Source organism: Candidatus Accumulibacter sp. ACC005 (genome assembly GCF_907163215.1).
In the GTDB taxonomy this organism is placed as follows: domain Bacteria; phylum Pseudomonadota; class Gammaproteobacteria; order Burkholderiales; family Rhodocyclaceae; genus Accumulibacter; species Accumulibacter regalis.
In genome coordinates this window covers 347549-371487 of the sequence record NZ_CAJQUB010000004.1, presented here as the reverse complement: position 1 = coordinate 371487, position 23939 = coordinate 347549, and the positions used below count along the sequence as shown (strand labels likewise).

At 63.2% G+C, this 23939-nt stretch carries 21 protein-coding genes and 1 tRNA gene; 12 read left to right on the top strand and 10 right to left on the bottom strand.

What is annotated here, in order from left to right; all coding sequences use genetic code 11:
- Window positions 1-160: 160 nt before the first annotated feature.
- Genes QZ613_RS04630 through ispH form a run of 5 tightly spaced genes read left to right on the top strand, consistent with a single transcriptional unit; the run spans window position 161 to window position 5899 of the window.
- Complete coding sequence (locus tag QZ613_RS04630) at window positions 161-1084, top strand: bifunctional riboflavin kinase/FAD synthetase (RefSeq protein WP_043565430.1); 924 nt, start codon at window positions 161-163, stop codon at window positions 1082-1084.
- A gap of 8 nt (window positions 1085-1092) precedes the next feature.
- The gene (gene ileS / locus QZ613_RS04625) at window positions 1093-3957 is read left to right on the top strand and encodes an isoleucine--tRNA ligase (protein WP_291981643.1); all 2865 of its coding nucleotides are present in this window, start codon (window positions 1093-1095) and stop codon (window positions 3955-3957) included.
- The gene (lspA, locus tag QZ613_RS04620; protein ID WP_043565427.1) at window positions 3944-4459 is read left to right on the top strand and encodes a signal peptidase II; all 516 of its coding nucleotides are present in this window, start codon (window positions 3944-3946) and stop codon (window positions 4457-4459) included. The genes ileS and lspA overlap by 14 nt, the downstream gene beginning before the upstream one ends.
- Window positions 4460-4505: 46 nt before the next feature.
- Complete coding sequence (locus QZ613_RS04615) at window positions 4506-4967, top strand: FKBP-type peptidyl-prolyl cis-trans isomerase (protein WP_043565425.1); 462 nt, start codon at window positions 4506-4508, stop codon at window positions 4965-4967.
- Between the two features lie 8 nt (window positions 4968-4975).
- Window positions 4976-5899: a 4-hydroxy-3-methylbut-2-enyl diphosphate reductase gene (gene ispH / locus QZ613_RS04610; protein ID WP_291981641.1), complete on the top strand. Its 924-nt coding sequence runs from the start codon at window positions 4976-4978 to the stop codon at window positions 5897-5899.
- Window positions 5900-5941: 42 nt separating this feature from the next.
- Here the strand turns inward: ispH and QZ613_RS04605 are convergent, their stop codons facing one another.
- A complete protein-coding gene (locus QZ613_RS04605) occupies window positions 5942-6781 on the bottom strand; it encodes a TonB family protein (protein WP_291981639.1) in 840 nt (279 codons plus the stop codon).
- Between the two features lie 196 nt (window positions 6782-6977).
- Between QZ613_RS04605 and QZ613_RS04600 the strand changes: the two genes are divergently transcribed.
- From QZ613_RS04600 to QZ613_RS04570, 7 genes are all read left to right on the top strand, one after another.
- Entirely contained in the window at window positions 6978-7424 is a 447-nt protein-coding gene (locus QZ613_RS04600) for a type IV pilin protein (protein WP_291864508.1), read from the top strand.
- 5 nt (window positions 7425-7429) lie between these two features.
- Window positions 7430-8005 (top strand): GspH/FimT family pseudopilin, encoded by a 576-nt coding sequence (locus tag QZ613_RS04595; protein ID WP_291864520.1) that lies wholly within the window; start codon window positions 7430-7432, stop codon window positions 8003-8005.
- Complete coding sequence (gene pilV, locus QZ613_RS04590) at window positions 8005-8454, top strand: type IV pilus modification protein PilV (protein WP_291981637.1); 450 nt, start codon at window positions 8005-8007, stop codon at window positions 8452-8454. The genes QZ613_RS04595 and pilV overlap by 1 nt, the downstream gene beginning before the upstream one ends.
- Window positions 8455-8493: 39 nt before the next feature.
- Window positions 8494-9513, top strand: coding sequence for a PilW family protein (locus QZ613_RS04585; RefSeq protein ID WP_291981635.1), 1020 nt, complete (start codon window positions 8494-8496; stop codon window positions 9511-9513).
- Entirely contained in the window at window positions 9504-10172 is a 669-nt protein-coding gene (locus QZ613_RS04580) for a hypothetical protein (protein ID WP_291981633.1), read from the top strand. Before QZ613_RS04585 ends, QZ613_RS04580 begins: the two co-directional genes overlap by 10 nt.
- A gap of 30 nt (window positions 10173-10202) precedes the next feature.
- Window positions 10203-12077 (top strand): hypothetical protein, encoded by a 1875-nt coding sequence (locus QZ613_RS04575; protein ID WP_291981632.1) that lies wholly within the window; start codon window positions 10203-10205, stop codon window positions 12075-12077.
- 1107 nt (window positions 12078-13184) lie between these two features.
- Complete coding sequence (locus QZ613_RS04570; RefSeq protein WP_291981630.1) at window positions 13185-15980, top strand: PilC/PilY family type IV pilus protein; 2796 nt, start codon at window positions 13185-13187, stop codon at window positions 15978-15980.
- A 109-nt stretch (window positions 15981-16089) separates the two neighbouring features.
- Here the strand turns inward: QZ613_RS04570 and QZ613_RS04565 are convergent.
- From QZ613_RS04565 to bamA, 9 genes are all read right to left on the bottom strand, one after another.
- Window positions 16090-16180: transfer RNA gene (locus tag QZ613_RS04565), tRNA-Ser, on the bottom strand.
- A gap of 98 nt (window positions 16181-16278) precedes the next feature.
- Window positions 16279-17067: an RNA methyltransferase gene (locus tag QZ613_RS04560; RefSeq protein WP_043565416.1), complete on the bottom strand. Its 789-nt coding sequence runs from the start codon at window positions 17065-17067 to the stop codon at window positions 16279-16281.
- The gene (gene rnhB / locus QZ613_RS04555; protein WP_291867905.1) at window positions 17064-17666 is read right to left on the bottom strand and encodes a ribonuclease HII; all 603 of its coding nucleotides are present in this window, start codon (window positions 17664-17666) and stop codon (window positions 17064-17066) included. Before rnhB ends, QZ613_RS04560 begins: the two co-directional genes overlap by 4 nt.
- Window positions 17644-18831, bottom strand: coding sequence for a lipid-A-disaccharide synthase (lpxB, locus tag QZ613_RS04550; protein ID WP_043565414.1), 1188 nt, complete (start codon window positions 18829-18831; stop codon window positions 17644-17646). The genes rnhB and lpxB overlap by 23 nt, the downstream gene beginning before the upstream one ends.
- Window positions 18828-19598 carry an acyl-ACP--UDP-N-acetylglucosamine O-acyltransferase gene (gene lpxA, locus QZ613_RS04545; protein WP_043565504.1) on the bottom strand — a complete coding sequence of 257 codons (771 nt, stop codon included), beginning with the start codon at window positions 19596-19598 and terminating at the stop codon, window positions 18828-18830. Before lpxA ends, lpxB begins: the two co-directional genes overlap by 4 nt.
- A gap of 8 nt (window positions 19599-19606) precedes the next feature.
- On the bottom strand, window positions 19607-20056 hold the full coding sequence (gene fabZ / locus QZ613_RS04540) for a 3-hydroxyacyl-ACP dehydratase FabZ (RefSeq protein WP_043565413.1): 450 nt from the start codon (window positions 20054-20056) through the stop codon (window positions 19607-19609).
- A gap of 5 nt (window positions 20057-20061) precedes the next feature.
- Window positions 20062-21093 carry a UDP-3-O-(3-hydroxymyristoyl)glucosamine N-acyltransferase gene (lpxD, locus tag QZ613_RS04535; RefSeq protein WP_043565411.1) on the bottom strand — a complete coding sequence of 344 codons (1032 nt, stop codon included), beginning with the start codon at window positions 21091-21093 and terminating at the stop codon, window positions 20062-20064.
- A 29-nt stretch (window positions 21094-21122) separates the two neighbouring features.
- Window positions 21123-21605, bottom strand: coding sequence for an OmpH family outer membrane protein (locus QZ613_RS04530; protein WP_043565502.1), 483 nt, complete (start codon window positions 21603-21605; stop codon window positions 21123-21125).
- A 51-nt stretch (window positions 21606-21656) separates the two neighbouring features.
- Window positions 21657-23939, bottom strand: coding sequence for an outer membrane protein assembly factor BamA (gene bamA, locus QZ613_RS04525; RefSeq protein WP_291867897.1), 2283 nt, complete (start codon window positions 23937-23939; stop codon window positions 21657-21659).

The window sequence follows — 23939 nt, the reverse complement described above, 5'->3', positions numbered from 1 at the left end:
GGCACGCGAAGGCTGCGGGCAAGCGACGAACGATTCACCGCGAGGCACTGCCAGAACGCCCGCACAGCCGCACTACCCACCGTCGCATGCCGCTCGATAGGCGCTGACGGTGCATGAAACTGGTTATAATTGCACGTTTTTTCGTCCCCGCCTGCTGCCGATGCTCGTCTATCGCGGTTACTCTCGCAAAGCGCACAGCGCCACTGTACTGACCATTGGCAACTTCGATGGCGTGCACCTTGGTCATCGTGCGCTTCTCGCCCGCCTGACGGCCGTGGCGGCGGACGCCGGCCTGCCGGCGGCAGTGCTCACCTTCGAGCCGCACCCGCGCGAGTTCTTCGCGCCGCAATCGGCGCCGTCGCGACTGTCCACGCTGCGCGAGAAGCTCGAACTGCTCGCCGACGACGGCGTCGACCTGACCTACGTCTGCCATTTCAACGGCGGCTTCGCCGCTTTGAGCGCCGACGACTTCATTGCCACGGTACTGGTTGACGCGCTGCGTGTCCGCCATCTGATCGTCGGCGACGACTTCCGTTTTGGCGCTCGCCGCAGCGGTGACTTCGCGCTGCTACGCGAGGCCGGCGCGCGCCTCGGCTTTCAGGTCGAATCCATGCCCAGCGTCACCCTCGAAGGCGAACGCGCCTCCAGTTCGGCGGTCCGCAATGCACTGGAGGACGGGCGGCTGGAGCACGCCGCGCGCCTGCTCGGCCGCCCCTATTCGATCGACGGGCGGGTGGTGCATGGCGACAAGATCGGCCGGCAACTGGGCTTCGCCACCGCGAATATCCGCATCAAACACCAGAAACCGCCGCTGCAAGGCGTCTTCGCGGTCGAGGTGAAGGGACTTCCTGGCGGCCCGCACCGCGGTGCGGCCAATCTTGGCTACCGCCCGAGCGCCAACCGGGTAACGCGACCGCTGCTGGAAGTGCACCTCTTCGATTTCTGCGCGGACATCTACGGCGCGCACCTGAACGTTCGTTTCCTGCACAAGCTGCGCGACGAAATGAAATTTCCCGACTTCAACGCCCTGAAAGGGCAAATCGCCAACGACGTCGAAACCGCGAAAGCCTACTTCCAGTTCTGAGAACCGCCATGGCTGACTACAAGCAAACCCTCAACCTGACCGACACGCCGTTTCCGATGCGTGGCAACCTCCCCAGCCGCGAACCGCAGTGGGTCGCCGCCTGGCAGGAGAGCAGGCTCTACGAGCGCATCCGAGAGCTGGCGCAGGGACGGCCACGCTTCGTTCTGCACGATGGCCCACCCTACGCCAACGGCGACATCCACATCGGTCACGCGGTCAACAAGATCCTCAAGGACATCATCGTTCGATCCAAGACGCTGGCCGGCTTCGATGCCCCCTACGTGCCGGGCTGGGACTGCCACGGCCTGCCGATCGAGCATCAGATCGAAAAGCTACACGGCAAACACGTTCCTGCCGACCAGGTGCGCGCCCTCTGCCGCGCCTTCGCCGGCGAGCAGGTCGAACGGCAAAAGAAGGACTTCATCCGCCTCGGCATTCTCGGCGAGTGGAACAATCCATACCTGACCATGGACTTCAAGACCGAGGCCGACGAAATCCGCGCGCTCGGGGCGATCCTGGAAAAAGGCTTCCTCTACCAGGGTCTGAAACCGGTCAACTGGTGTCTCGACTGTGGCTCGGCACTGGCCGAAGCCGAAGTCGAGTATGAGGACAAGAGCTCGGCGGCGATCGACGTCGCCTTCGAGGTACACCCCAATCACGCCGACAAGGTGGCCAGGGCGTTCGGCCTGACGCACCTGCGCGGCCCCGCTTTCGCCGTCATCTGGACGACCACTCCCTGGACCCTGCCGGCCAACGAGGCGGTCAGCGCGCACCCGGACTTCGACTACCAGCTGATCGACACTCCGAAAGGGGCGCTGATTCTGGTTCGCGAACTCGCCGACGCCTGCCTGCAACGCTATGCGCTGAGCGGTACGGTGCTGGGTTCCGCCAAGGGCGCGGCGCTCGAACAGGTACTCCTGCGTCACCCTTTCCAAACGCGCGACGTGGCGATCATCTGCGGTCGGCACGTCACCGTCGAAGCCGGAACCGGACTGGTGCACACGGCGCCGGCGCACGGCACCGACGATTACCTGATCGGCAAGGTCTATGGCCTGCCGGTGAACAACCCGGTCGGAGACGACGGCCGCTTCGTGGCCGGAACCCCGGCGCTGTCGGTCGGCGAACTGGTCGGCAGAAGCGTCTGGGAAGCCAACCCGCTGGTCCTCAATGAACTCGCCACCAGCGGCCACCTGCTGTGCTCGGAAACGATTCAGCACAGTTACCCGCACTGCTGGCGCCACAAGACGCCGATCATATTCCGGGCTACGACGCAATGGTTCGTCGGCATGGAGCAGCGGGCAAACTCAGGCGACGCTTCGCCGACGGCGGATGGCGCCCATGGCTCACATGGCGCAGCCAACGAAGAGGAAGCGAGCTTGCGCTGGCGCGCCGAGCGCGCCGTCGACGAAACACAGTTCTTCCCGAGCTGGGGCCGAGCGCGCCTCGAAGCGATGATCAAGACACGCCCCGACTGGTGCGTTTCGCGGCAGCGCAACTGGGGAGTTCCGATCCCCTTTTTCCTGCATCGCGAAACCGGCGCACCGCATCCGCGCACCGCCGAACTGGTCGAAGCCGTCGCCCTGCGCGTCGAGGAATCCGGCATCGAAGCCTGGTTCGCGCTCGACGCGAACGAACTGCTTGGCGCCGAAGCCGATCACTATCGCAAGATGAGCGACACCCTCGACGTCTGGTTCGACTCCGGCGCGACGCACTCCAGCGTCCTGCGCGGGTCGCATCGTACGCAACTCGCCTACCCCGCCGATCTCTACCTCGAAGGGTCCGATCAGCATCGCGGCTGGTTCCAGAGTTCGCTCCTCATCGGCTGTGCGATGGACGGCCGTGCACCCTACGACGCCCTGCTCACGCACGGCTTCGTGGTCGACGGCAAGGGCCTGAAAATGTCCAAGTCGAAAGGCAACGTGATTGCCCCGCAGAAGATCGCCGACACCCTGGGCACCGAAATCCTCCGCCTGTGGGTCGCCGCCACAGACTACTCTGGCGAGTTGTCGATCTCCGACGAGATTCTCAAACGGGTCGTCGAGTCCTACCGGCGAATCCGCAACACGCTGCGCTTCCTGCTCGCCAACACCGCCGACTTCGACGCCCCGCGCGACCTGCTGCCGGTCGAACAGTGGCTCGAAATCGACCGCTACGCGCTGGCCATGACGCGCGAAATGCAGGCGCAATGCGAAGCCGATTACGCTCGCTTCGAGTTCCACCGCGTCGTCCAGTCGCTGCAGACCTTCTGTTCCGAAGATCTTGGCGGCTTCTACCTCGACATCCTCAAGGACCGTCTGTACACGACCGCCGCCAGTTCGCCGGCGCGGCGCTCAGCGCAAAGCGCTCTCTGGCATATCCTGCAAAGCTTCGTCAAATTGATGGCCCCGGTTCTCTCCTTCACCGCCGAAGAGATCTGGCAGATTCAGACCGGTGACGCCGCGCAGTCGGTGATGCTGCAGACCTGGGAAGCGCTGCCGGAGCCGGCGGACGAAGGCGAGCTACTCGACAAGTGGCGGAAAATCCGTGCCTATCGCGCTGACGTCATGCGCGCCCTCGAGGAGCTGCGCAGCGCCGGAAAGATCGGCTCGTCGCTGCAGGCCGAGGTACGCCTGCACTGCGCCGGCGAGAAGTACGAGATCCTCGCCTCGCTCGGCGACGACCTGCGCTTTGTCCTGATCTGTTCGCAGGCCACGGCGATCGAGGTCAGCGACAGCGCCGACGAGGGCTTGCATTGCGCCCCACTGGCGGCCGCCAAATGCGAACGCTGCTGGCACGTCCGCGACGACGTCGGGAGCCACACCGAGCGGCCCGGCCTCTGCGGCCGCTGCGTCAGCAACCTTGACGGCGAGGGTGAAGTACGTGCCTTCGCGTAACGTCGACCGCTGGCTATGGCTGGCCGGCGTCATCATCGTCCTCGATCAGCTCAGCAAGTGGCTGGTCCTGGCCCGGATGCAGCCTGGCGATTCGATCTACGTCGCACCGTTCTTCAACTGGGTGCTGACCTTCAACGCCGGCGCGGCGTTCAGTTTCCTCTCCGATGCCGGCGGCTGGCAGCGCTGGTTCTTCACGCTCATGGCGCTGGCCATCTCGGCATGGATCGTCAGCATCCTGCCACGCCACAGCGGTGAGTTCAGGATTTCGCTGGCCCTCACCCTGATCCTTGGCGGTGCGCTCGGCAACGTCATCGACCGGCTGCGCTTCGGCGCGGTCGTCGACTTCGTTCAATGGCACGCCGCCGGCTTCTACTGGCCGGCCTTCAACATCGCCGATGCGGCGATCAGCATCGGCGCCGTGTTGATGATTATCGACCAGCTGTTCGGCAAGCACGACAGTGACGACCGTGCCGCGCGATCAGGACACGGCAAACGCACTTGAGGCACGACCGTGACCGCGGCGCTGCCGCAACGACGACAGGAAGCCCATGAAACACTCGCCAATCGCGCCGGAAAGTGCGCTCAGCGTCGGCCACGACAGCTATCTGACGCTGCACTACCGCCTCTCCGACCTGGAAAACACCGATTACGTGAGCACTTTCGATCTCTCGCCGGCGACCCTGCAGATGGGCAGCGGCCAGCTTGCCGAGACCCTCGAGAACTGTCTGATCGGCCTGGCAGCGGGCGAGCGCCGGGTATTCGAGCTGCCTGCGGAAGGCGCTTTCGGCCCCCATAATCCACGCCTTATCGAACGTATCGCGCGCAGCGCGCTGCCTCCCGAGGTCGAACTCAAGGTAAACTCGCTGATCGAGTTCAGCTCGCCCGACGGCGCCGGCGACTTTGCCGGCTTCCTGCGCGAACTCACCGACAGCAGCGCGATCTTCGACTTCAACCATCCGCTGGCCGGCAAACCGGTGCGCTTCGAAGTCCTGATTATCGCCATCATGTGAGGCCCAGCATGCAGATCATTCTCGCCAATCCCCGCGGCTTCTGCGCCGGAGTGGACCGCGCCATCGCCATTGTCGAGCGCGCCCTCGAAAAATTTGGTGCGCCGATTTACGTTCGCCACGAAGTGGTACACAACAAGTTCGTCTGCGACGATCTGCGCAGCAAGGGCGCCGTGTTCGTCGACGAGCTGGCCGACGTACCCAGCGGCAGCACGGTGATTTTCAGCGCTCACGGCGTCTCCAAGGCGGTTCGCGAGGAGGCGGAAGGGCGTGGCCTCAAGGTTTTCGACGCCACCTGTCCGCTGGTCACCAAGGTGCACCTGGAAGTCGCGCGGATGCGCAACGATGGCCGGGAAATCGTCATGATCGGCCACAAGGGACACCCCGAAGTCGAAGGAACGATGGGGCAAAGCGGTGACGGCATGTACCTCGTGGAAACCGTCGCCGACGCGCGGCAACTGCAGGTAAGAACGCCTGCCCGGCTCGCCTATGTCACCCAGACCACCCTCTCGATCGACGACGCCGCACAGGTCATCGCCGCGCTCAGGGAACGCTTCCCGGCGATCATCGGCCCGAAGAAAGACGACATCTGTTACGCCACGCAAAACCGCCAGGACGCCGTCAAGCAACTGGCCCGGGAGAGCGACGTGGTGGTCGTCGTCGGCAGCGAGTCGAGTTCCAACTCGAACCGCCTGCGCGAAGTGGCGGAACTGATCGGCAGTCGTGCCTACCTGGTCGACCACGCCGAACAGATCGACGACGCCTGGCTCAGTGGCGCCAACCGTGTCGGCGTCACCGCTGGCGCGTCGGCACCGGAAGTGTTGGTGCAAAGCGTCGTCGATCGACTCTCCGCGGGCGCTAGCAGCAGGCTCGAACAACTTGACGGCGCCGAGGAAAATGTCACTTTCGCGCTGCCGCGCGAGCTGCAGGAGTGAGCCTGGCCTGCGCGCCGTGATAGGCGGACGGGCACCCAGCCGCTACTGAGGCTTCGCCGCAATAGCCGACGAAGGGATGGCCTTGCGGTCGCTGGCATGGCTGCTGCCGGCTTCGCCACCTTTGAACTCGACCTCGTAGCGGCTCTCGCTGCTGACCGCAACCCCTTGAATTTCACCCGGGCGAAAGCGCAGGCGGGAAAAAGCGGCGACCGCCGCGTCGCCATAGGCCGGCGGCAGGCTGCTGCTCGCCACTTCCACGCGCGCCACCGCGCCATCGGCAGCAAGGAAGACGCTCAGCACCACCGTGCCGCCAAGAAGCGCATCGCCAGCGCCGTCAGCGGGGGGATTGATCAAGGGCTCGTCAAGCAGTGCCGCCGCAACCGTCAGTTCGGAAGCTCGGAAATACGCAGGACCGGTTGGCGACGCCGGCACGAACGGCTGCGCAGGGTACGGCGGCAAGGACTCGGCCAGCCGGCGCTGGCCCCGCGCCACGAGCCGTGCTGCGGACGCGGCGACCGGCGACTCGACCGACTGCGTCGCCGCCGGCTGCTCGCTGCCCTCACCGGCCATCGTTCCTTCTTCGCCCGCTGCACGGGTGGCGCCGGCTTCGGTCGCTTCGTTGCCTGGGCTGCCGTCAGGCGCTCCAGCGATGTCCTGCGTGCCCTGCTTTGCCGACCCGCGCAGGGTGACCAGCACGCCGCTCGTCACCGCCGCTGCACTGCCCAACACCGGCGCCACGTCGGCTGCCGGACCGAGCGTGCGTTGCAGGACCGCCAGCGCGCCCAAATGAAGGAGCAGGGACGCGCCCAGCGCCAGCGGCAGCTGGCGCCGTCCTGGCCACCCTGCCAGGCTGTCTGAGAAGACCGATGTCAAGAAATCCACTCTCTGCAAGAGGATGCCGAAGCTGGCAGCAGCAGGATTCTAGGCGCCCGACGCGAGACCAGCGCTGCCACTCGTCCGCTGCCAGACGCCGTATATCGCCCCGCATTGGCACCTCGCTGACCCTCGACTATCATGGCAGCAGTTGCCTTTGCGTTCCGCCCGCCCGATCTTGCCGTCCTTGAGGAAAGAAAACGCTGTGAAAAGACACGCTGGCTTCACCCTGATCGAGATCATGATCGTCGTGATCATCATCGGCATCCTGGCTGCCATCGCCATTCCCAACTACGCCGATTACCTGACCCGCTCGCGGATCACCCAGGCCACCTCCGGGCTGTCCGAAAAGCGGGTACGCATGGAGCAGTTCTTTCAGGACAATCATACGTATTTCCGCGCCGCGTCCGGTTCCGACCCGGAGGTCAGTTCGCCCGCATGCAGCAACGACAGCACCTCCAGCCGCTATTTCGACTTCTCCTGCCCGACGCTCACCGCCTCGACCTACACCTTGACTGCTACCGGCAAGAGTTCGATGACCGGCTTCACCTACACACTCACTCACGCCAACGTCAAGGCGACGACCGCCGTCCAGAGCGGCTGGGGAACGGCTCCGTTGGCCTGTTGGGTCACCGGTAGAGGTGGCTGTTGAACGCCATGCGCGGTTTCAGCCTGATCGAACTGATCGTCGGCATGGCCATTCTCGGCATACTGATGAGTCTCGGAATTCCGGCGTTCAGCGACTGGATGCGCAACGCCAGGGTACGCACGACGGCCGAATCGGCGCTGAACGGCCTTCAGCTGGCCCGCGCCGAGGCCGTGCGCCGCAATACGACGGTCGGTTTCTATCTGGTGGATACCACCACCGGCGCCTGCGCGCTGAGCACCGCCGGCCCCAACTGGATCGTCAGTGTCGACTCACCGGTCGGCCAGTGCAACGTCGATCCGTCCGACGCCACCGCACCACGCATCATCCAGTTGCGTCGGGGCGCTGAAAGCGGCGGCGCAGCGACGACGGTGGCCGCAGGGCAGTCTTCGGTGGTTTTCAATGGCCTCGGTCGTCCCACTCCCCTGCCCGGCGGCAACATTGCCATCAATTTCACCAGCGCTGCCGGCGAAGCCTGCGCCGCTGCCGGAGGTCCCGTGCGCTGCCTGCGCGTCGAGGTCTCGATCGGCGGCCAGATACGCATGTGCGATCCGGCCTTGCCCGCTGGCGACGCTCAGGCATGCTGATGAACAAACACTCGAAACTTCCCCGGGAACAGGCAGGCGTGATGCTGCTTGAAGCCTTGATTGCGATCCTGGTCTTCTCGCTGGGCATCCTGTCGCTGGTCGCCCTGCAGGCCACGTCGATCAAGCTCACTGGCGACGCAAAGTACCGTACCGACGCAGCCCTGCTGGCCAACCGCCTGATCGGGCGCATGTGGGTGAGCAATGGCGACTTGAGCGTTTTCGCGACCGATGGCGCAGCCTACAACGCCTGGCTTGCCGAGGTCTCCGACGACGAAGGCCTGCCCGGCGTGGTCGGCGCATCGTCGGGCGTCGTTTCGACCCTGCCGACGGTAACCGTCGACGGTGCCGGAGTGGTCGAGATCACTCTCTTCTGGCGCACCCCGGAGATGGCCACCGACGTACCCGGGCACCGTCACGTCGTCGTTTCGCAAGTCGTCAGGAACCCCTAGCCGATCATGAAAGCGCAATCACCTCTCCCGCCCACGACAATGCCGCGCGAGCAAGGCTTCACACTGGTTGAAGTGATGGTCGCCATGGTCATCGGCATGCTCGGCCTGATCATCATGATGCAGGTCTTCGCCGCAGCCGAGGGCCAGCGGCGCGCCACGACCGGTAGCGGTGACGCGCAAAGCAATGGCGCCATGGCGCTCTATGCGCTACAGCGCGACATACGCCAGGGCGGCTACGGCTTCAACGCGGTCAACGCCTTCGGCTGTCCTCTCGTCCTGCCGGCTCCGGCCAGCCGTACGCTTGGGCAACTGGCGCCGGTCATCGTCAATCCGCCGACCGCCGACGTCCCGGCGGGCGACGCCAACACGGATACCTTGCTGATCGCCTACGGAAGCAACGAGGGCCCGCCGGAGGGCGACGTGATCACCGCGGTCAACGGCCTGCAACTGGCGGTACAGACGGCCTTGAATTACGCCGTCGGGCAGCGCGTGCTGGCTGCGCCGTCAGCTCCCACGGCGGGCTGCACCTTCACCCTGGCGGCGGTGGGTGCCGTCACAGCGCCCAACGTCACGGTCACCGACGCGAGCGGTGCCGTCGATGGCGGCACGCTGTTCAATCTCGGCGCCAACCCGAGATTCCTCGCCTACGCCGTACGCGGCGGCAACCTTACGGTCTGTGATTACCTCGCCGCCAATTGCAGCGTGGCGACCAACTACGTGGCCATCGCCAACAACATCGTCAGCCTGCGCGCGCAGTACGGGCACGCCTCGACGGCGGTGAGCGGTGTCGATTCGTGGGATCAAACGACCCCGGCGAACGCCAACCAGGCGACTCTGGCCTGTCTCTGGGCGAGAACTTCAGCGCTGCGTATCGCCATCGTCGCCCGCAACAGCCAGGTCGATCGCGACCAGATCACCGCCGCGGCGCCGACTTGGGTAGGTAGCGCGGGTGCGGCGATCGATCTGAGCGCAGCCGGGAACTGGCAGAACTACCGCTACAAGGTCTTTGAAACCATCATTCCGATTCGCAACCTGCCCTGGATGGGAACATGTACCTAAGGCCAAGCCCCCACCTCCGCCAAGCCTGCGCCGGCGCCCCCCTCAGCCGCCAGCGCGGTGTCGTTCTGCTCGTCGCGCTGATCATCCTGGTCGCCCTGACCCTGGCCGGAGTGGCACTCATTCGCTCGGTCGATACGGCCAACCTGATTGCCGGCAACCAGTCCTTTCATCAAGCGGCCGTGCATGCCGGCGAGCGAAGCACAGAAATTGCGCTCAACAACTGGCTGCAAGGAAACAACGGCTTGGGGGACACGGATCTGCACGACCACAGCGCGGCCAACGGTTACCGCGCCAGGCGCGAAGATCCCGCACCCGGCGTCTCATGGGACGCTTTCTGGATTGCCACCCTGGAAGCGCAAGCAGTAGTCACCCCGGGAGTCGCCTGCCCAGCCGACCCACAGCCAACCGACGTCAACGCCGATGCTGCCGGCAACACCGTCTGTTATGTGATTCATCGGCTTTGCGACCCGCTTACCCTTCCGGCCGCCCCGCACCTGGCCAACTGCGCGACGCAACCGTCGGCGATCAACAGCGGCGGCAGCTTCGGCGCCGGCAGTGTCACCGCAATCACCAACAACCAGGTCTATTACCGAATCACCACCCGCGTTCGCGGGCCGCGCAACACCGTCGCCTACATCCAGACGATCGTTGCGCTGTAGGTCTACCAGAGATCCCACGAGGAGTTTGCCATGCGATCCGACTCACTGAAATGGCGTGCGATAGCCGCTGCAGCGCTGCTGATCCTTGCCTGCGGCGCGCAGGCCCAGCCCACTCAACTCGCCAATGCGCCGATGTCCAGCGCCTCGTCGATCGAGATCTCGACCAACATCCTGTTCGTCCTCGATGACTCGCTGAGCATGACCAAGGAATATCTTCCGGACTGGGCCGAGCCCACCGCGGCACGCCCCCTCCCTCTCTCCTGGACCCGCAACCCAGGTTTCAACGGCATCGCCTACAATCCCGCCGTCCGTTACATACCGCCGAAGTATTTCGCCGTCGACGGAGCAGCCGACACCACCACCTACCCCAGCCAGACCTCGGCGCAAAGCAGCGCCTGGACAGCCGTCAAGGACGATGGCTACGGCGTGCAAAGCGCCGCCATGGTCAACCTGATCGGTAACGCCTACTACTTCACCACCGTGGTCGGTGAATACTGCACCAATCGAAGCCTCAGGGTGTGCGTCGCCGCCAGCGCGGCGAGCGACGCCTATCCGTTTCCGGCGCGGCTTCGCTGGTGCCGGACCGCCGCCGATGCCGTCGCCGCCGCTCCCGCTGACGGCACGTGCCAGGCAACGCAGATCGAACCCAGCCCGCCGCCGCCGGCGACGGCGACCAATGTCTCGTACGATTTCCCGCGCATGCCGTCGCCGCGCACGAGCACGATCACCACCAGCGGCAGCAGCGCCACATCGATCAGCAACATCACCGTCGACGGCCAGATCATCCTCTCGGCGCCAATCACGGCGACCAGCAACTCGACGACGATGGCCGCCAACATCGCGAGCAGAATCAACGACTGCTCCTTCGCGCTCAGTGGCGCCTGTCAAGTCGCGGGCTACCGCGCAGTCTCCGCGGGCAGGGTCGTAACCGTCACCTCGCCCCTGAACAACAGCACAGCACCGGTAATTACCCAGAGTAACGCGAACGCGATGTCGTTCACGACCACCAGTTTTGCCCGACCCGGCAGCAATCTGGCACCCGGCGAAAACCTGCTGACGATCATCTACCCGACCGTCACCAGCTATCCCAAGGGCGACAAGCGCACCGACTGCGCGGGGGACACCACCTGCACCTATGCGGAAGAAATGACCAACTACGCGAACTGGTGGGCGTATTACCGCACGCGCATGCAAACGATGAAAACGGCCACCAGCCTGTCCTTTGAGCCCACCGACCAGCGGCAGCGCATCGGCTACATGTCGATCAACAACAATACCGGTTCGGACTTTCAGAACGTCGAATCGTTCACCGCCGCCCAGAAAAAGGCCTTGGTACGACAAGTTGTTTGCCGCCGTTCCCAACCGCAACACGCCTCTGCGCGTCGCCTTGTCGAACGCAGGCCGCCTCTATTCGGGGCAGCTGAACGGCAGCACGTTCAACGGGGTGAGCGTGGTCGATCCGGTTCAGTACTACTGTCAGAAGAACGTCACCATCCTGTCAACCGACGGCTACTGGAACGAGGGTGCCGGCTTCCGCTGGGACGGGGCTTCCGCGATCGGCGACCAGGACGGCCCGGGACTCGAGGAGCGACCGCAACTCGACTGGTGGCGGTCCGCAGGATCAGGAAACGAGAACGCAGACGACGCGGACCCGGACGCCAACCCTGGCCACCCAGTCACACACCAGAATCGAGCAGACGCGCGCGCGGACCTCCGAACTGCAGACGCGCACCAACAGCATCCTGCAAGCCAACAACTACGTCTGGCAGGAAAGGACCTCCCTTCTGCAGCGCAGGACCGGTCCGCTACAGAGCAGAACGAGGACTCTCGAAATCATCCGCAGGGACCGGGTCGAGGTGCAGACCTCGCAGCTTCGGCGCGCGACAGGCCAGCTCCAGATGGTGACCTCCCTCCTCCAGCAGCAGCTGACGCAGGTCCAGCAACGTACCTCGAGCAATGGCGGAACCTCGTTCGGCGCGTGGAGCGATGTCGCTTCCTGTACACCCGTCACCAACGGGCACCAACCGCGTCGATTGCCAGACGCTGGCCCAGACCGGCTGGACGGCCGTATCCGCCTGCTCGACGATCAGCGGCGGCACGCGCATCAACAACCCCGGAACGGATAGCCAGACGACCACCTATACCACCGATTCACAGTGTCGCTACAGTTCACCGTCTACCACCAACGTGACTAGCTGCACCGCCAGCGGGACGGCGTCCAGCGGCCCGAACTACACCGGCAACCTCGTTACCTGCCCGATGGTTTGGTCCCAGGGGCAGGACGCGACAACCACGTGCAACGAATCGGCCACCGAGATCTGCTGGTATAGCAGTTGGAGCGGGTGGACACCGTGGGCCGGACCCGGAAGCTGTACGGACCAGCCACAATCGACCGGGCCAAGCTTCACCCAGGTCGTCGCCCGGAATTGCCAGACGAGCTGGGCCCAGGCCTGGCAGGCCGCCGACGCTTCGGGCTGCACCCCGGTCGCAAACTCGGTCCAATGTCAATTCGGCGCCTGGACCGCGTGGACCGATAACCCTTCCTGCGTCCCCGTGGCGGCACCCACCGGAGACGTCTCCTCAGCCACCCCGGCCCCCGTGGAGTGCCAGGTCAACGGCACCCTGCAAACGGTTTCCTCTTGCACCCCGGTGAGCAGCGGCGCAATCCAGACGCAGTGTTCCTACACCGACTGGGGTCCCTGGACCGAGGTCGGCTCGTGCACGCCGGTCCCTCAATCAGCCGGGCAAGGGGTTGCCAGGGAGTGTCAGCAGGTCTGGACCGGCTACAACAACGCCGCGACCTGCGTCCCCAGCGCCACGACGCTCTGTCAGTACGTCTTTACGGACTGGACGGCCACCTCCAGCTGCACGGCCACGACTCCTGCTTCGCCTTTGGTCCCGAATGCCAGGCAGTGTCAATACACCGCTTGGAGCGCCTATGCCGATGCGAATTCCTGCACCGAGGCTCCGCGGTCGGGTCGGCCCGCTGTCGCGGTCCAGTGTTCAACGCGATTGATCAGCAACTGGACGGACACCAACGGATGTACGCCAGGCACCAGCAACACCGGCCTGATCACCCTTTGCGGCGCCCTCACCGTTCCCCCCCCGCAGGTGGACTTCGTCCCGCCCGACACCTGCGTTGAAGAGCTGCCTGACGCGGCAACCAACGGCGGCGTCGGCGTTACCTGCCACACCGAGAGGAGCGGTCCCACCAACGTTGCGCAATGCACCCGCCAGGATCCCGTTGCCGGCAACAACTACCTGCAGATCGCCTGCGATGTGGCATCGCTGGGTCCCACCCCGGACACGCTCGCCGACGTCGCCGAGTACTACTGGAAAACCGACTTGCGCGATAGCGTCACGATCCCCGGCAGCTGCTCCGGCGGGCCCGTCGTCGCGGGTGGGGTGACCACCTACAACGACGTCTGCTACAACGATCCCGACGCACAACCGACCGGCCAGCACATGACCACCTATACGCTGGGCCTGGGCGCCTCCGGGCTGATGCAGTACAACCCGAACTACCTGTCGCGGGCTGAAACATCGGGTGACTTCTACAGCATCCGGGAAGGACTTACCGCCGACCCCAGCACCGGCGTCTGCCCGTGGCAACGAAGTGGCCCCTGCAACTGGCCAAAGCCGGAGAGCGACAAGCAGACCAACATCGACGACCTGTGGCACGCCGCCGTCAATGGTCGAGGCATTTACTTCAGTGCCTCCGACCCTTCGACTCTGGCCGCCGGGATCAGCGACGCCCTGTCCAACATCGAAATCCAGGCCGGTGCGCTGGCCGCCGTTGCGGTCGTCAGCCCCAACCTCGTCGCCGACGCCAATGGCTTCTTCGAGGTGTCATTCAAGGTCGGGGAGTGGTCCGGAGACGTGGTCAAGAGAACGATCAACGGCAGCACCGGCGCCCTCTCGGCGCTCCCCGCAGAAGGAGAAGCTCACGTCTCTCCGGGCTGGTCTGCCAGGGAAAGGCTGGATAACAAGGTGGCCACCGACGGCTATGCCAGCCGCAAGATCTACACCTACAATCCGGGTGGCGAAAGCGTCGCCGACGCGGCCAACAACTTGAAATTCTTCACCTGGGCCAACCTCACTACTGCGCAACGGGCCTACTTTGCGACCGACGCGCTGGCCGGCAACCTGTCGCAGTTCTGTTCGACCGGCACGATCTGCCTGACGGCGACGACACAAACCGCTGCCAGCGGTGAACCTCTGGTGAACTTCCTGCGTGGCGACACCAGCAACCAGGGATCCGCTATCGACACGTCCGCTTACTACCGGCAGCGAACGCACATTCTCGGCGACATCGTCGGCTCCGAGGCCGCGTACGTGCAGGCTTCGCCGTGGAACTACGCCGACGCGCAGTACGGTGCCTTCCGGACCGCCAACCACACGCGGACGGGGATGATCTATATCGGCGCCAACGACGGCATGCTGCACGCCTTCAATGCCACAAGCGGTGCCGAAGAATGGGCGTACATCCCTGCCGTGGTCATCCCCAGGCTTGCCAAACTTGCCGACAAGAGCTACCACCTCGAGGGCGCGCACCAATTTACCGTCGATGGCACGCCGGTGATGGGCGATATCTGCATCAGCGACTGTGGGACCTCGAGCGCAGTGTGGAAGACGATCCTGGTCGGCGGCCTGAACAATGGTGGCCGTGGCTACTACGCCCTGGACGTCACCGATCCGGTCGCGCCAAAAGCCCTGTGGGAGTTCACCCAGGATAGCAACGAGAACCTCGGCTACAGCTATGGCAACCCGGTGATCAGCAAGCTCAAGGATGGAACCTGGGTAGTCATGGTGACCTCCGGGTACAACAACATCTCCCCCGGCGACGGCGGCGGACATTTGTTCGTTCTGAACGCCAGTACCGGCGCCTTGATCCGCACGATCAGCACCGGTGTCGGCGATACGACGACGCCGAGCGGCTTGTCGCGAATCAGCGCCTGGGCCAACTTCCCGGACAACAACAACACGACCCAGCGTATCTATGGTGGCGACCAGTTCGGCAACCTGTGGCGCTTTGATGTGAATGGCGACATACCGCTGGTCGCCGACCCACCGGTCTACGACGCCCAGCGATTGGCTACGCTGAAGGATGCGGACGGCGTAGCGCAGCCGATCACCACCAAACCGGAACTGGGCAAGGTCAGTAGCCACCCGGTCGTGTTTGTCGCCACCGGACAGCTTCTCGGCTCGGATGATTTGGGGACCACCCAGAAGCAGTCGATGTACGCGATCAAGGACCGGCTCCTGGATAGTGACTATGGCAGCCCACGGCCCCTGACGCCTGCCCAGACGATACCCACGCCGGGAACTTTCGTTGCCCAAACCCTGACCTCAGGCACCTGTCCGGAAGGCAACGCCTACTGCACCAGTGGCGATTCAATCGTGACCAGCTCGAACAACGCCGTTGACTTCAACACTCACGACGGCTGGTACATCGACTTTCCGGTGTTCGGCGAACGCGTGAATACCGAAATGCGCCTGCAGCTTGGCACCCTGGCGTTCAACACCAACACGCCAACCGTAGGGGCCTGCAGACCGGTCGGCGTGAGCTTCGCCTACTACCTTGACTACCGCAGCGGGGCAGCCGTCGAAGGAACGGATGGCATGGCGGCTCGGCGCCTTGGCGACTACCTCAGCGCCTCGCCAAGCATCGTCCGCCTGCTGGACGGCACAATCAGGGCCCTGGTCCGCACCGACGCGCCGAGCACGGTCAGCACGCCCGTACCAACAGCGGCGACCCCACTCGATACCCGTCGCGTGTCCTGGCGCGAACTGGTCACCGAGCAGTAGTCCGACAGGGGGTTGAAAGAGCGGAAAAGCAGCGAAGCGGCTACGAAGCGGACACATCAGGCAAAAAAAAACCGCAGGCCCTGGGAAGCAGGGCCTGCGGTTTTTTCACTGGCGGAGAGAGCGGGATTCGAACCCGCGTTAGGATATTATCCTAAACACGCTTTCCAGGCGTGCGACTTAAACCACTCATCCATCTCTCCGGAAGACCGCGAATTCTAGCAGAAGGCAACGCCAACACCAAACGCGTCGTGCTCGGTCGGACAACAGGAAATGCTGTTTTGGGTCGGCTTTCCTCCGCTCATGGCTGAGCGGCCTGGCGGCGGCGCAGCGTCTCGAACAGGCAGACCGCAGCAGCTGCGGCAACATTCAGCGATTCACTGCTACCGGGCATCGGGATGCACAATCGTAGATCGGCTGCAGCGGCGACTGCCGGCCTCACGCCGAGCCCCTCGCTACCAAACACCCAGGCCAGCGGTTGTCGAAGAGCGGCCGAATAAAGGCTGCTCGATCCGGCGAGCACGGTGGCGACTGACTGGCCGCGAAAGGCAGTGAGGAAACCCGGCAGATCGCCGTGCTCATGGAGTTCAAGCTGGAAATGAGCGCCCATCGCTGCCCGCAAGGTTTTCGGCGACCAAACCTGCGCGCAATCATCCGACAGCAGGATCTGGCGGAAACCGGCGGCGGCGGCGCTGCGCAGAATCGAACCAAGATTGCCCGGATCCTGAATGCCGTCGAGGAGGACCGCATCCCGATCATGATCAAGACTGCAGGCCGGCTGCGGCGGGGCGACGATGGCCATGATCCCGCTCGGTGTGTCCACCACGGCCAGGGCGTCGAACAGCGCGTCGCCCATTCGGGTAACGGCAAGCGACGCCCGGCTCTCGAGATAGCGGGCGTTTTCTGTCCGCTCGGCGCCGCTTTCGCTGACCAGCACCTCTTCAGGGGTCCCGTAGTGCTGCTCGTAGGCCGCGATCAGGTGCATGCCGTCGAGCAGCACGCGCCCGCTCTTGCGCCGCTCACGGCTGCTGCGCGCAAGTTTCAGCAGCGCTTTGTAATGGGCATTGTCGCGCGAGGCGATCCGTCTCATGGCTGGCCGAGCCGCGCCACCGGCGCGTAACTGCGGCGGTGCTGCACGCTTGCACCGTATTCGCGCAGTGCCTGCAGGTGCATCGCGGTCGGGTAGCCCTTGTGGCGATCGAAGCCATACTGTGGATGGCTGGCATGCAACACGAGCATGCCAGCGTCGCGGAATGTCTTGGCGAGAATCGACGCGGCAGCGATTGATGCGACCTTGCCGTCGCCGCCGAGAATGGCTTCGACAGGACACGACAGCGAGGGACAATGTGTGCCGTCTACCAGGACACGGCTCGGCGACACACGACCCTGCGCGCCAGTGAGCGCCGCGACAGCCCGCTGCATGGCCAGCAGGCTGGCTTGCAGGATATTGATCTGATCGATCTCGGCGGCGGTTGCTTCGGCGACGCCCCAGGCCAGCGCCGTGCCGCGAATCTGCTCGGCGAGCGCTTCCCGTTTGCGGGCCGAAAGTTTTTTCGAGTCGTTCAGGCCGGCGATCGGCCGGCCGGGATCGAGAATCACTGCGGCGGCGACCACCGGCCCCGCCAGCGGCCCGCGGCCAGCCTCGTCGACGCCGCAGACGAGACCCTCAGCCGGCAGCAGGAACGGCATCGCCGCGCAGTACCGTTGGCAAGCAGGCAATGATTGCTACCGCCGCCTTTTCGGCAGCATTCTGTCGCAGCTGCCGATGGATATCCGTGAACACGGCCTTGATCCGTTCGCACGCCGCCTTGTCGGCATAGAGATTGAGCAGTGCCTGCGCCAGGTTCTCGGGGGTCGCTTCATCCTGGATGAACTCCGGAACGACGAATCTTCCGGCGAGCACGTTCGGCAGACCGACATAGGGCAGGTAACCCATGCGACGCATCATCCGGTAGGAGAGCGGCGCCATCTTGTAGACAATGGCCATCGGTCTCTTGAGCAGTGCCGCCTCAAGGGTAGCAGTGCCGCTGGCGACCAGCACCGCATCGGCAGCCGTCATCGCTTGATGCGCGTGCCCAAACAGCAATCGAATAGGCAACTGCTTCGCGCCCCGGCGATGCAACGCGGCTTCGAACAGTACGCGCGTCTCGCGCGTCGTCAGCGGGGCGAGGAAAAGCGCCTCGGGAATCTGCTCGTGCATCCGGCGGGCGGTTTCGATAAAGGTCTCCGCCATGTACTGCAGTTCCGACTGGCGACTGCCGGGCAAGAGCGCGAAGACCGGTACGCTTGGCGAAATGCCGAGCAGCGCCCGCGCCGTATTGCGGCCGTCCTCAAGAGGCAGCATGTCGGCGAGCGGATGGCCAACATAGGTCACCGGAATGCGCTGCGCCTCGTAGAGCGCCGTCTCGAAAGGAAAAAGCGTCAGCACCCGCGAAACGGCTGCACCGATGGCGTGGATGCGTTCGCCGCGCCAGGCCCAGATCGACGGGCTGACATAATGAATGCTGGCAACGCCGTGCCGCTTGAGGGCCTTTTCCAGGGACAGGTTGAAGTCCGGCGCGTCTACGCCGATGAACACGTCCGGTGGATCGGCGAGCAAGCGGCGCTTGAGATCGCGGCGGATACCGGCAATCTCGCGATAGTGCCTGAGCACTTCGACATAACCGCGGACGGCCAGCTTCTCGAGCGGATGCCAGGCCTGGAACCCCATGGCAAGCATCTTCGGGCCACCGACACCAAAAAACACGGCCCCAGGAAGTCTCGCCTGCAAGGCCTGGATCAACTGACCGGCGAGGAGGTCGCCCGAGGCCTCGCCAGCGACCATGGCGATCCGCAGCGGCGCTGCTACGCTCATCGTATGATGCCGCGCTTCGATGCCGCGAGGAAATCCAGCAGCGGCTGGATCTCTGGATGAACGAGCACCTCTTCAGCCAGTTTGGCGCGCGCTTCGTCAAGCATCAGCCCGGATTTGTAGAGCGTCCGGTAGGCACGCTTCAAGGCCAGTAGCGCCTCGGGAGAAAAGCCTCGCCGCTTGAGTCCCTCGGCGTTAATCCCAAAGGGACTGGCCGTGTTGCCAGCCGCCATCACGAAAGGCGGGATGTCCTGCAGAACCACCGTCCCGACGGCGGTCATGGTGTGCGCGCCGACCCGGCAGAACTGATGCACCCCGGTGTAGCCGCCGAGAATTGCCCAGTCGTCGATGTGCACATGGCCGGCCAGCTGTGCATTGTTGGCGAATACGGTATGGCTGCCCACTTGGCAATCGTGCGCAACATGGACGTAGGCCATAATCCAGTTGTCGTTGCCAATGCGGGTGATGCCGACATCCTGGGCAGTGCCGAGGTTGAAAGTGCAGAATTCACGAATCGTGTTGCGGTCGCCAATCTCGAGTCGCGTCGGCTCGCCATCGTATTTCTTGTCCTGCGGTACCTCGCCGAGCGAATTGAACTGAAAGATGCGGTTATCCCGACCAATGCGCGTCCTCCCGGAAATCACCACATGCGGACCGATCACCGTGTTGTCGCCAATTTCAACATGCTCGCCGATGATTGAATACGCGCCGATAGAAACCTTGCTGCCCAGTTGCGCGCCGCGCTCGACGAGTGCACTTTGATGAATCATGGCACCCGTCATCCGCCGACTCCGCCGACATCGCGCTTGGCGCACATGAGCTCGGCCTCGGCGACGATTTCACCGTCGACGCGGGCTTCCGCCTTGTATTTCCAGATGCCGCGCATTTGACGTTGAATGAGTACGTGCAAGTGCAACTGGTCACCCGCTGTCACCGGTTTCTTGAAGCGTGCGCCGTCGATGCCGACGAAATAGAAGACGGAATTGGCGTCCGGCTTGGCGCCCATGGTCTTGAAAGACAGGATTCCGGCCGCCTGCGCCAGAGCCTCCATGATCAACACGCCCGGCATCACCGGGTGATGCGGAAAGTGACCGACAAAAAACGGTTCGTTGACCGTCACGTTCTTGTAAGCATGGATAGACTTGCCGAGCTCGAAATCGAGCACGCGGTCGACCAGGAGAAAGGGATAGCGATGCGGCAGATGCTCGAGGATTTCGTGTATATCCATTGTGTTCAAGGCGCGTTCTCCCTCAGTTCGAGTTTCTTTTCAAGGTCGGCGACCCGCTCGGCGAGTCTTGCCAGACGCCTGATCTGTGCTGCATTGTGCAACCATTCCTGGTGCCCTTCGAGCGGAAATATGCTGGTGTATTGTCCCGCTCTAGACAGGCTCTTGGTCACCATACTACCCGCCGAGATGTGCACATCGTCGGCGAGTTCGAGATGACCGATGATCATGCCCGCCCCACCGACCGTGCAGCGACGCCCTATTCGGGTGCTGCCGGCGATCCCGACACAGCCTGCCATCGCCACATGCTCGCCGATACTGACGTTGTGGCCAATCTGAATCTGGTTGTCGAGTTTGACGCCGTCGCCGATGACCGTATCGTCCAGCGCACCACGGTCGATTGAAGTATTGACCCCGATTTCGACATCGTCACCAATCACGACCCGACCGATCTGCGGGATTTTGACCCAGCGCTCACCCTCCTTGGCAAAGCCAAAGCCATCGCCACCGAGAACCGCGCCGGCGTGGATAATCGCCCGCTTGCCAATCACGCAGGCGTCATAGAGCACGACGTTCGGGTAGAGCACGGAATCGTCGCCGATCGCGGCATCATCACCGATCACACAACCGGGGTAGAGGGTCACATTGTCGCCAAGGCGAACGCGCTCGCCGATGACGACGTTCTCGCCAACACTCGACGATGGCGGCAGGTCCGATTTGACCACGGCGCCGCGATGGACGCCCGGGCAACGTTGCCGGATCGGATTGAGCAGGGCAACAACGCGCGCGTAGTAGGCGTAGGCATTGGGATGAACGATTCGCGGTAGCGAGGTCTCTTGCGAGAACTGCGGCGGCACGATCACCGCCGCCGCGCGCGTTGCTTTCAGTTGCTGGCGGTATCTGGAATTGGCGAGAAAGGCGATGCGCCCCTCGCCTGCCGAAAGCAGGCTACCAACCTGCGAGACGACGACCGAGCCATCGCCTACAAGGACGCCGCCGAGACAGGCAACGATCTCGTCTAGCCGCAGGCCTCCTGACACCTCAACTCCGTGGCTCGGCGAGCTTAGGCTTACTTCCCGTCCTTGGGATCGGACAAGGCCTTGATCACCTTGTCGGTGATGTCGAGTCGCGGGCTGACCCAGACGACGTCCTGAACGATCAGGTCGTATTTCTCATTCTCGGCAAGCTGCTTGATCGCCTTGTTGGCCTTTTCAATGATCGCCGCGTTCTCCTCGTTCTGGCGCAGGTTCAGATCTTCACGGAACTCGCGTTGCTTGCGCTGGAACTCCCTCGACAACTCGCCAAGGTCCTTCTCCTTTGCGCGACGATCAGGTTCGGCCATGGTCACACCATTTTTCTCGAGGGTCTCCTGCAAGCCCTGCACCTGCTTCGCCAGACGCTGCAAATCCTGGTCGCGCTTGGAGAATTCCTGCTCGATCTTTTTGGCCGCTCGCACCGCTGCCGGTGCATCACGGAAAAGACGCTGGGTATTGACGTACCCGACCTTGAGTTGTTCCACCGCCGACGCGTAGGACACCGGCAGCGAAGCCATCAACGCAACCAGCAGTCTGGCAATCGTCTTCTTCAAGCTTATTCTCCTGAGTTAAAAAGTCGTTCCAAACTGGAACTGGAACTTTTGGAGTTTATCACTACTTTGCTCGTTGATCGGCTGACCGTAGCTGAATTTCAGCGGCCCGAGGGGCGAAATCCAGGCTGCAGCCAGCCCGACCGAACTCCGTAATCCTTCTTCGGCATAGGTATAGTTGTCGGTAAAAACGTTGCCGGCGTCAAAAAATGGACCGAAGCGGAATGACTTGTCGACGCCCGGAAACGGCATCAGGATCTCCGTATTGAACACCGCCTTGCGCGTACCGCCAAGGCGTGTATCCGGATATTGCGGATCGACCGGGCCGAGGCTGGCTGTATCGTAGCCACGTACCGAACTGACGCCACCGGCAAAGTAGTTCTTGTAGAACGGCAGGGTCTGGCCCGAGAGACCGCCCCCGTAGCCGAAGTCGAAATTGACCATCAGCACCATATCCTTGACGATCTGGAAGTAGCGCTGATGCTGATAGGTTGCTCGGTAGAAAGTCAGGTCTGCCCCGGGAATTGCCACCTCTATTCCGGCGCGTTGGGTTCCCCCTTTGGTCGGATAGATGGCGCTGTCCCGAGTGTCGCTGACCCAGGCCACCGTCGCCGGCAACGTGACATTGGAGTCGCCGTGCTCGGCCTGGAACTGGATATACTGGATCGGCGTTGCAGCGGTAATCGGCGTAATGTCGATCGTCGTTTGATCGACCGCCAGGCCTAAATTGATCGTTTCCTTTTCATTGATCGGATAACCAAAGCGGACGCCGCCTCCGTATGACGTTGACTGAAATGCGTAGCCGAGAGAGGTCGGGTTGAGCGTGCGGTAATAGAGATCGAAACCCTGACTGATACCGTCGACGGTAAAGTAAGGATTGGTGTAGTTGATTCCGAGAGTTCGGTTCAACTTGCCGGTGTTCAGTTGCAGGGCAAGGAACTTGCCGCTACCAAAAATATTTGATTGCGAGATCGAGCCCGAGAGAATCACTTTCTCCGCACTCGAGTAGCCGGCTCCGAGGGAGATATTGCCGGTCGACTTCTCGGCCACATTGATGTTGACGTCAACCTGATCAATGGTGCCAGGTACGGGCGGCGTCTCGACGTTAACCTCGCTGAAGTAACCGGTCCGATCGATTCTTTCACGGGATGCAACAACCCGGCTTGCGTCGTACCAGGCGCCTTCCATCTGGCGCACTTCCTGCCGAACGACCTCGTCGCGCGTCTTGGTGTTTCCCGTAACGTTGATCCGCCGGACGTAGGCACGCTTGCCGGGATCGACGAAAATCGTGAAGGCAACCAGATGCTTTTCCTTGTCGACATCCGGCGCCGCGTTGACGTTGGCAAACGCGTAGCCTTGCGCACCGAGTTTGTCGCTGATCGATTTGGTACTCTCGTTGAGCTTTTCGCGGGAGAAAACGTCGCCCGGCTTGATCTTGACCGACGCCCGGAACTCTTCTTCCGGCAGGGTCAGGTCACCGGCCAGCTTCACCGATGAGACAAGATAACGATCCCCCTCGTTGATGCTGATCGTGATGTAGATGTCCTGCTTGTCGGGACTGATCGAAACCTGGGTGGACTCGACGTTGAACTCGAGAAAGCCACGGTCGAGGTAGTAGGAACGCAGCGTTTCGAGATCGGCGGCAAGCTTCTGCTTCGAGTACTGGTCGCTCTTGGTGTACCAACTGATCCAGCTTGGCGTTTTCAGCTCCAGCACGCCGAGAAGATCCTTTTCCTTGAGGGCATGCGCGCCGACAATGTTGATCTGTCTGATCTTGGCGGCGTCACCTTCGTCGACATCGAAGTTGATTGCCACGCGATTGCGGTCCAGCGGCGTGATGGTCGTGGTTATGGTCACCGCATACCTGCCACGCGACAGATACTGGCGTTTCAGTTCCTGCTCGGCTTTCTCGAGTGTCGCTCGATCGAAGGTGCGTGATACGGCGATGCCGACTTCCTTAAGGCCCTTGAGCAACTGCTCCTTATCGAACTCCTTCAGGCCGACGAAGTCGATCTGCGCAATTGCCGGTCGCTCCTGAACGACGACGATGAGCACGTCACCATCGACTTCTATGCGGACGTCGTTGAAAAATCCGGTCGCAAACAGGGTCTTGATGACCTGCGCCGCTTTGTCGTCGTTCATTGTTTCGCCGACCTTGACCGGCAGGTAGCTGAAGACGGTGCCGGCTTCGACGCGTTGAATGCCTTCGACACGAACGTCCTTGACCGTAAACGGTTGCATGGCCGTGGCGCCAGTCGCAAACAAGGTGGCAACCAGACCTGCAAGCAGGGATTTGTTCAT

What these genes read in the sequence shown, in the direction of transcription:
- QZ613_RS04630 (WP_043565430.1), top strand. Translation starts at nt 161, where the DNA reads ATGCTCGTCTATCGCGGTTACTCTCGCAAAGCGCACAGCGCCACTGTA.
- ileS (WP_291981643.1), top strand. Translation starts at nt 1,093, where the DNA reads ATGGCTGACTACAAGCAAACCCTCAACCTGACCGACACGCCGTTTCCG.
- QZ613_RS04615 (WP_043565425.1), top strand. Translation starts at nt 4,506, where the DNA reads ATGAAACACTCGCCAATCGCGCCGGAAAGTGCGCTCAGCGTCGGCCAC.
- ispH (WP_291981641.1), top strand. Translation starts at nt 4,976, where the DNA reads ATGCAGATCATTCTCGCCAATCCCCGCGGCTTCTGCGCCGGAGTGGAC.
- QZ613_RS04595 (WP_291864520.1), top strand. Translation starts at nt 7,430, where the DNA reads ATGCGCGGTTTCAGCCTGATCGAACTGATCGTCGGCATGGCCATTCTC.
- pilV (WP_291981637.1), top strand. Translation starts at nt 8,005, where the DNA reads ATGAACAAACACTCGAAACTTCCCCGGGAACAGGCAGGCGTGATGCTG.
- QZ613_RS04585 (WP_291981635.1), top strand. Translation starts at nt 8,494, where the DNA reads ATGCCGCGCGAGCAAGGCTTCACACTGGTTGAAGTGATGGTCGCCATG.
- QZ613_RS04580 (WP_291981633.1), top strand. Translation starts at nt 9,504, where the DNA reads ATGTACCTAAGGCCAAGCCCCCACCTCCGCCAAGCCTGCGCCGGCGCC.
- QZ613_RS04575 (WP_291981632.1), top strand. Translation starts at nt 10,203, where the DNA reads ATGCGATCCGACTCACTGAAATGGCGTGCGATAGCCGCTGCAGCGCTG.
- QZ613_RS04560 (WP_043565416.1), bottom strand. Translation starts at nt 17,067, where the DNA reads ATGAGACGGATCGCCTCGCGCGACAATGCCCATTACAAAGCGCTGCTG.
- rnhB (WP_291867905.1), bottom strand. Translation starts at nt 17,666, where the DNA reads ATGCCGTTCCTGCTGCCGGCTGAGGGTCTCGTCTGCGGCGTCGACGAG.
- lpxB (WP_043565414.1), bottom strand. Translation starts at nt 18,831, where the DNA reads ATGAGCGTAGCAGCGCCGCTGCGGATCGCCATGGTCGCTGGCGAGGCC.
- lpxA (WP_043565504.1), bottom strand. Translation starts at nt 19,598, where the DNA reads ATGATTCATCAAAGTGCACTCGTCGAGCGCGGCGCGCAACTGGGCAGC.
- fabZ (WP_043565413.1), bottom strand. Translation starts at nt 20,056, where the DNA reads ATGGATATACACGAAATCCTCGAGCATCTGCCGCATCGCTATCCCTTT.
- QZ613_RS04530 (WP_043565502.1), bottom strand. Translation starts at nt 21,605, where the DNA reads ATGGCTTCGCTGCCGGTGTCCTACGCGTCGGCGGTGGAACAACTCAAG.
- bamA (WP_291867897.1), bottom strand. Translation starts at nt 23,939, where the DNA reads ATGAACAAATCCCTGCTTGCAGGTCTGGTTGCCACCTTGTTTGCGACT.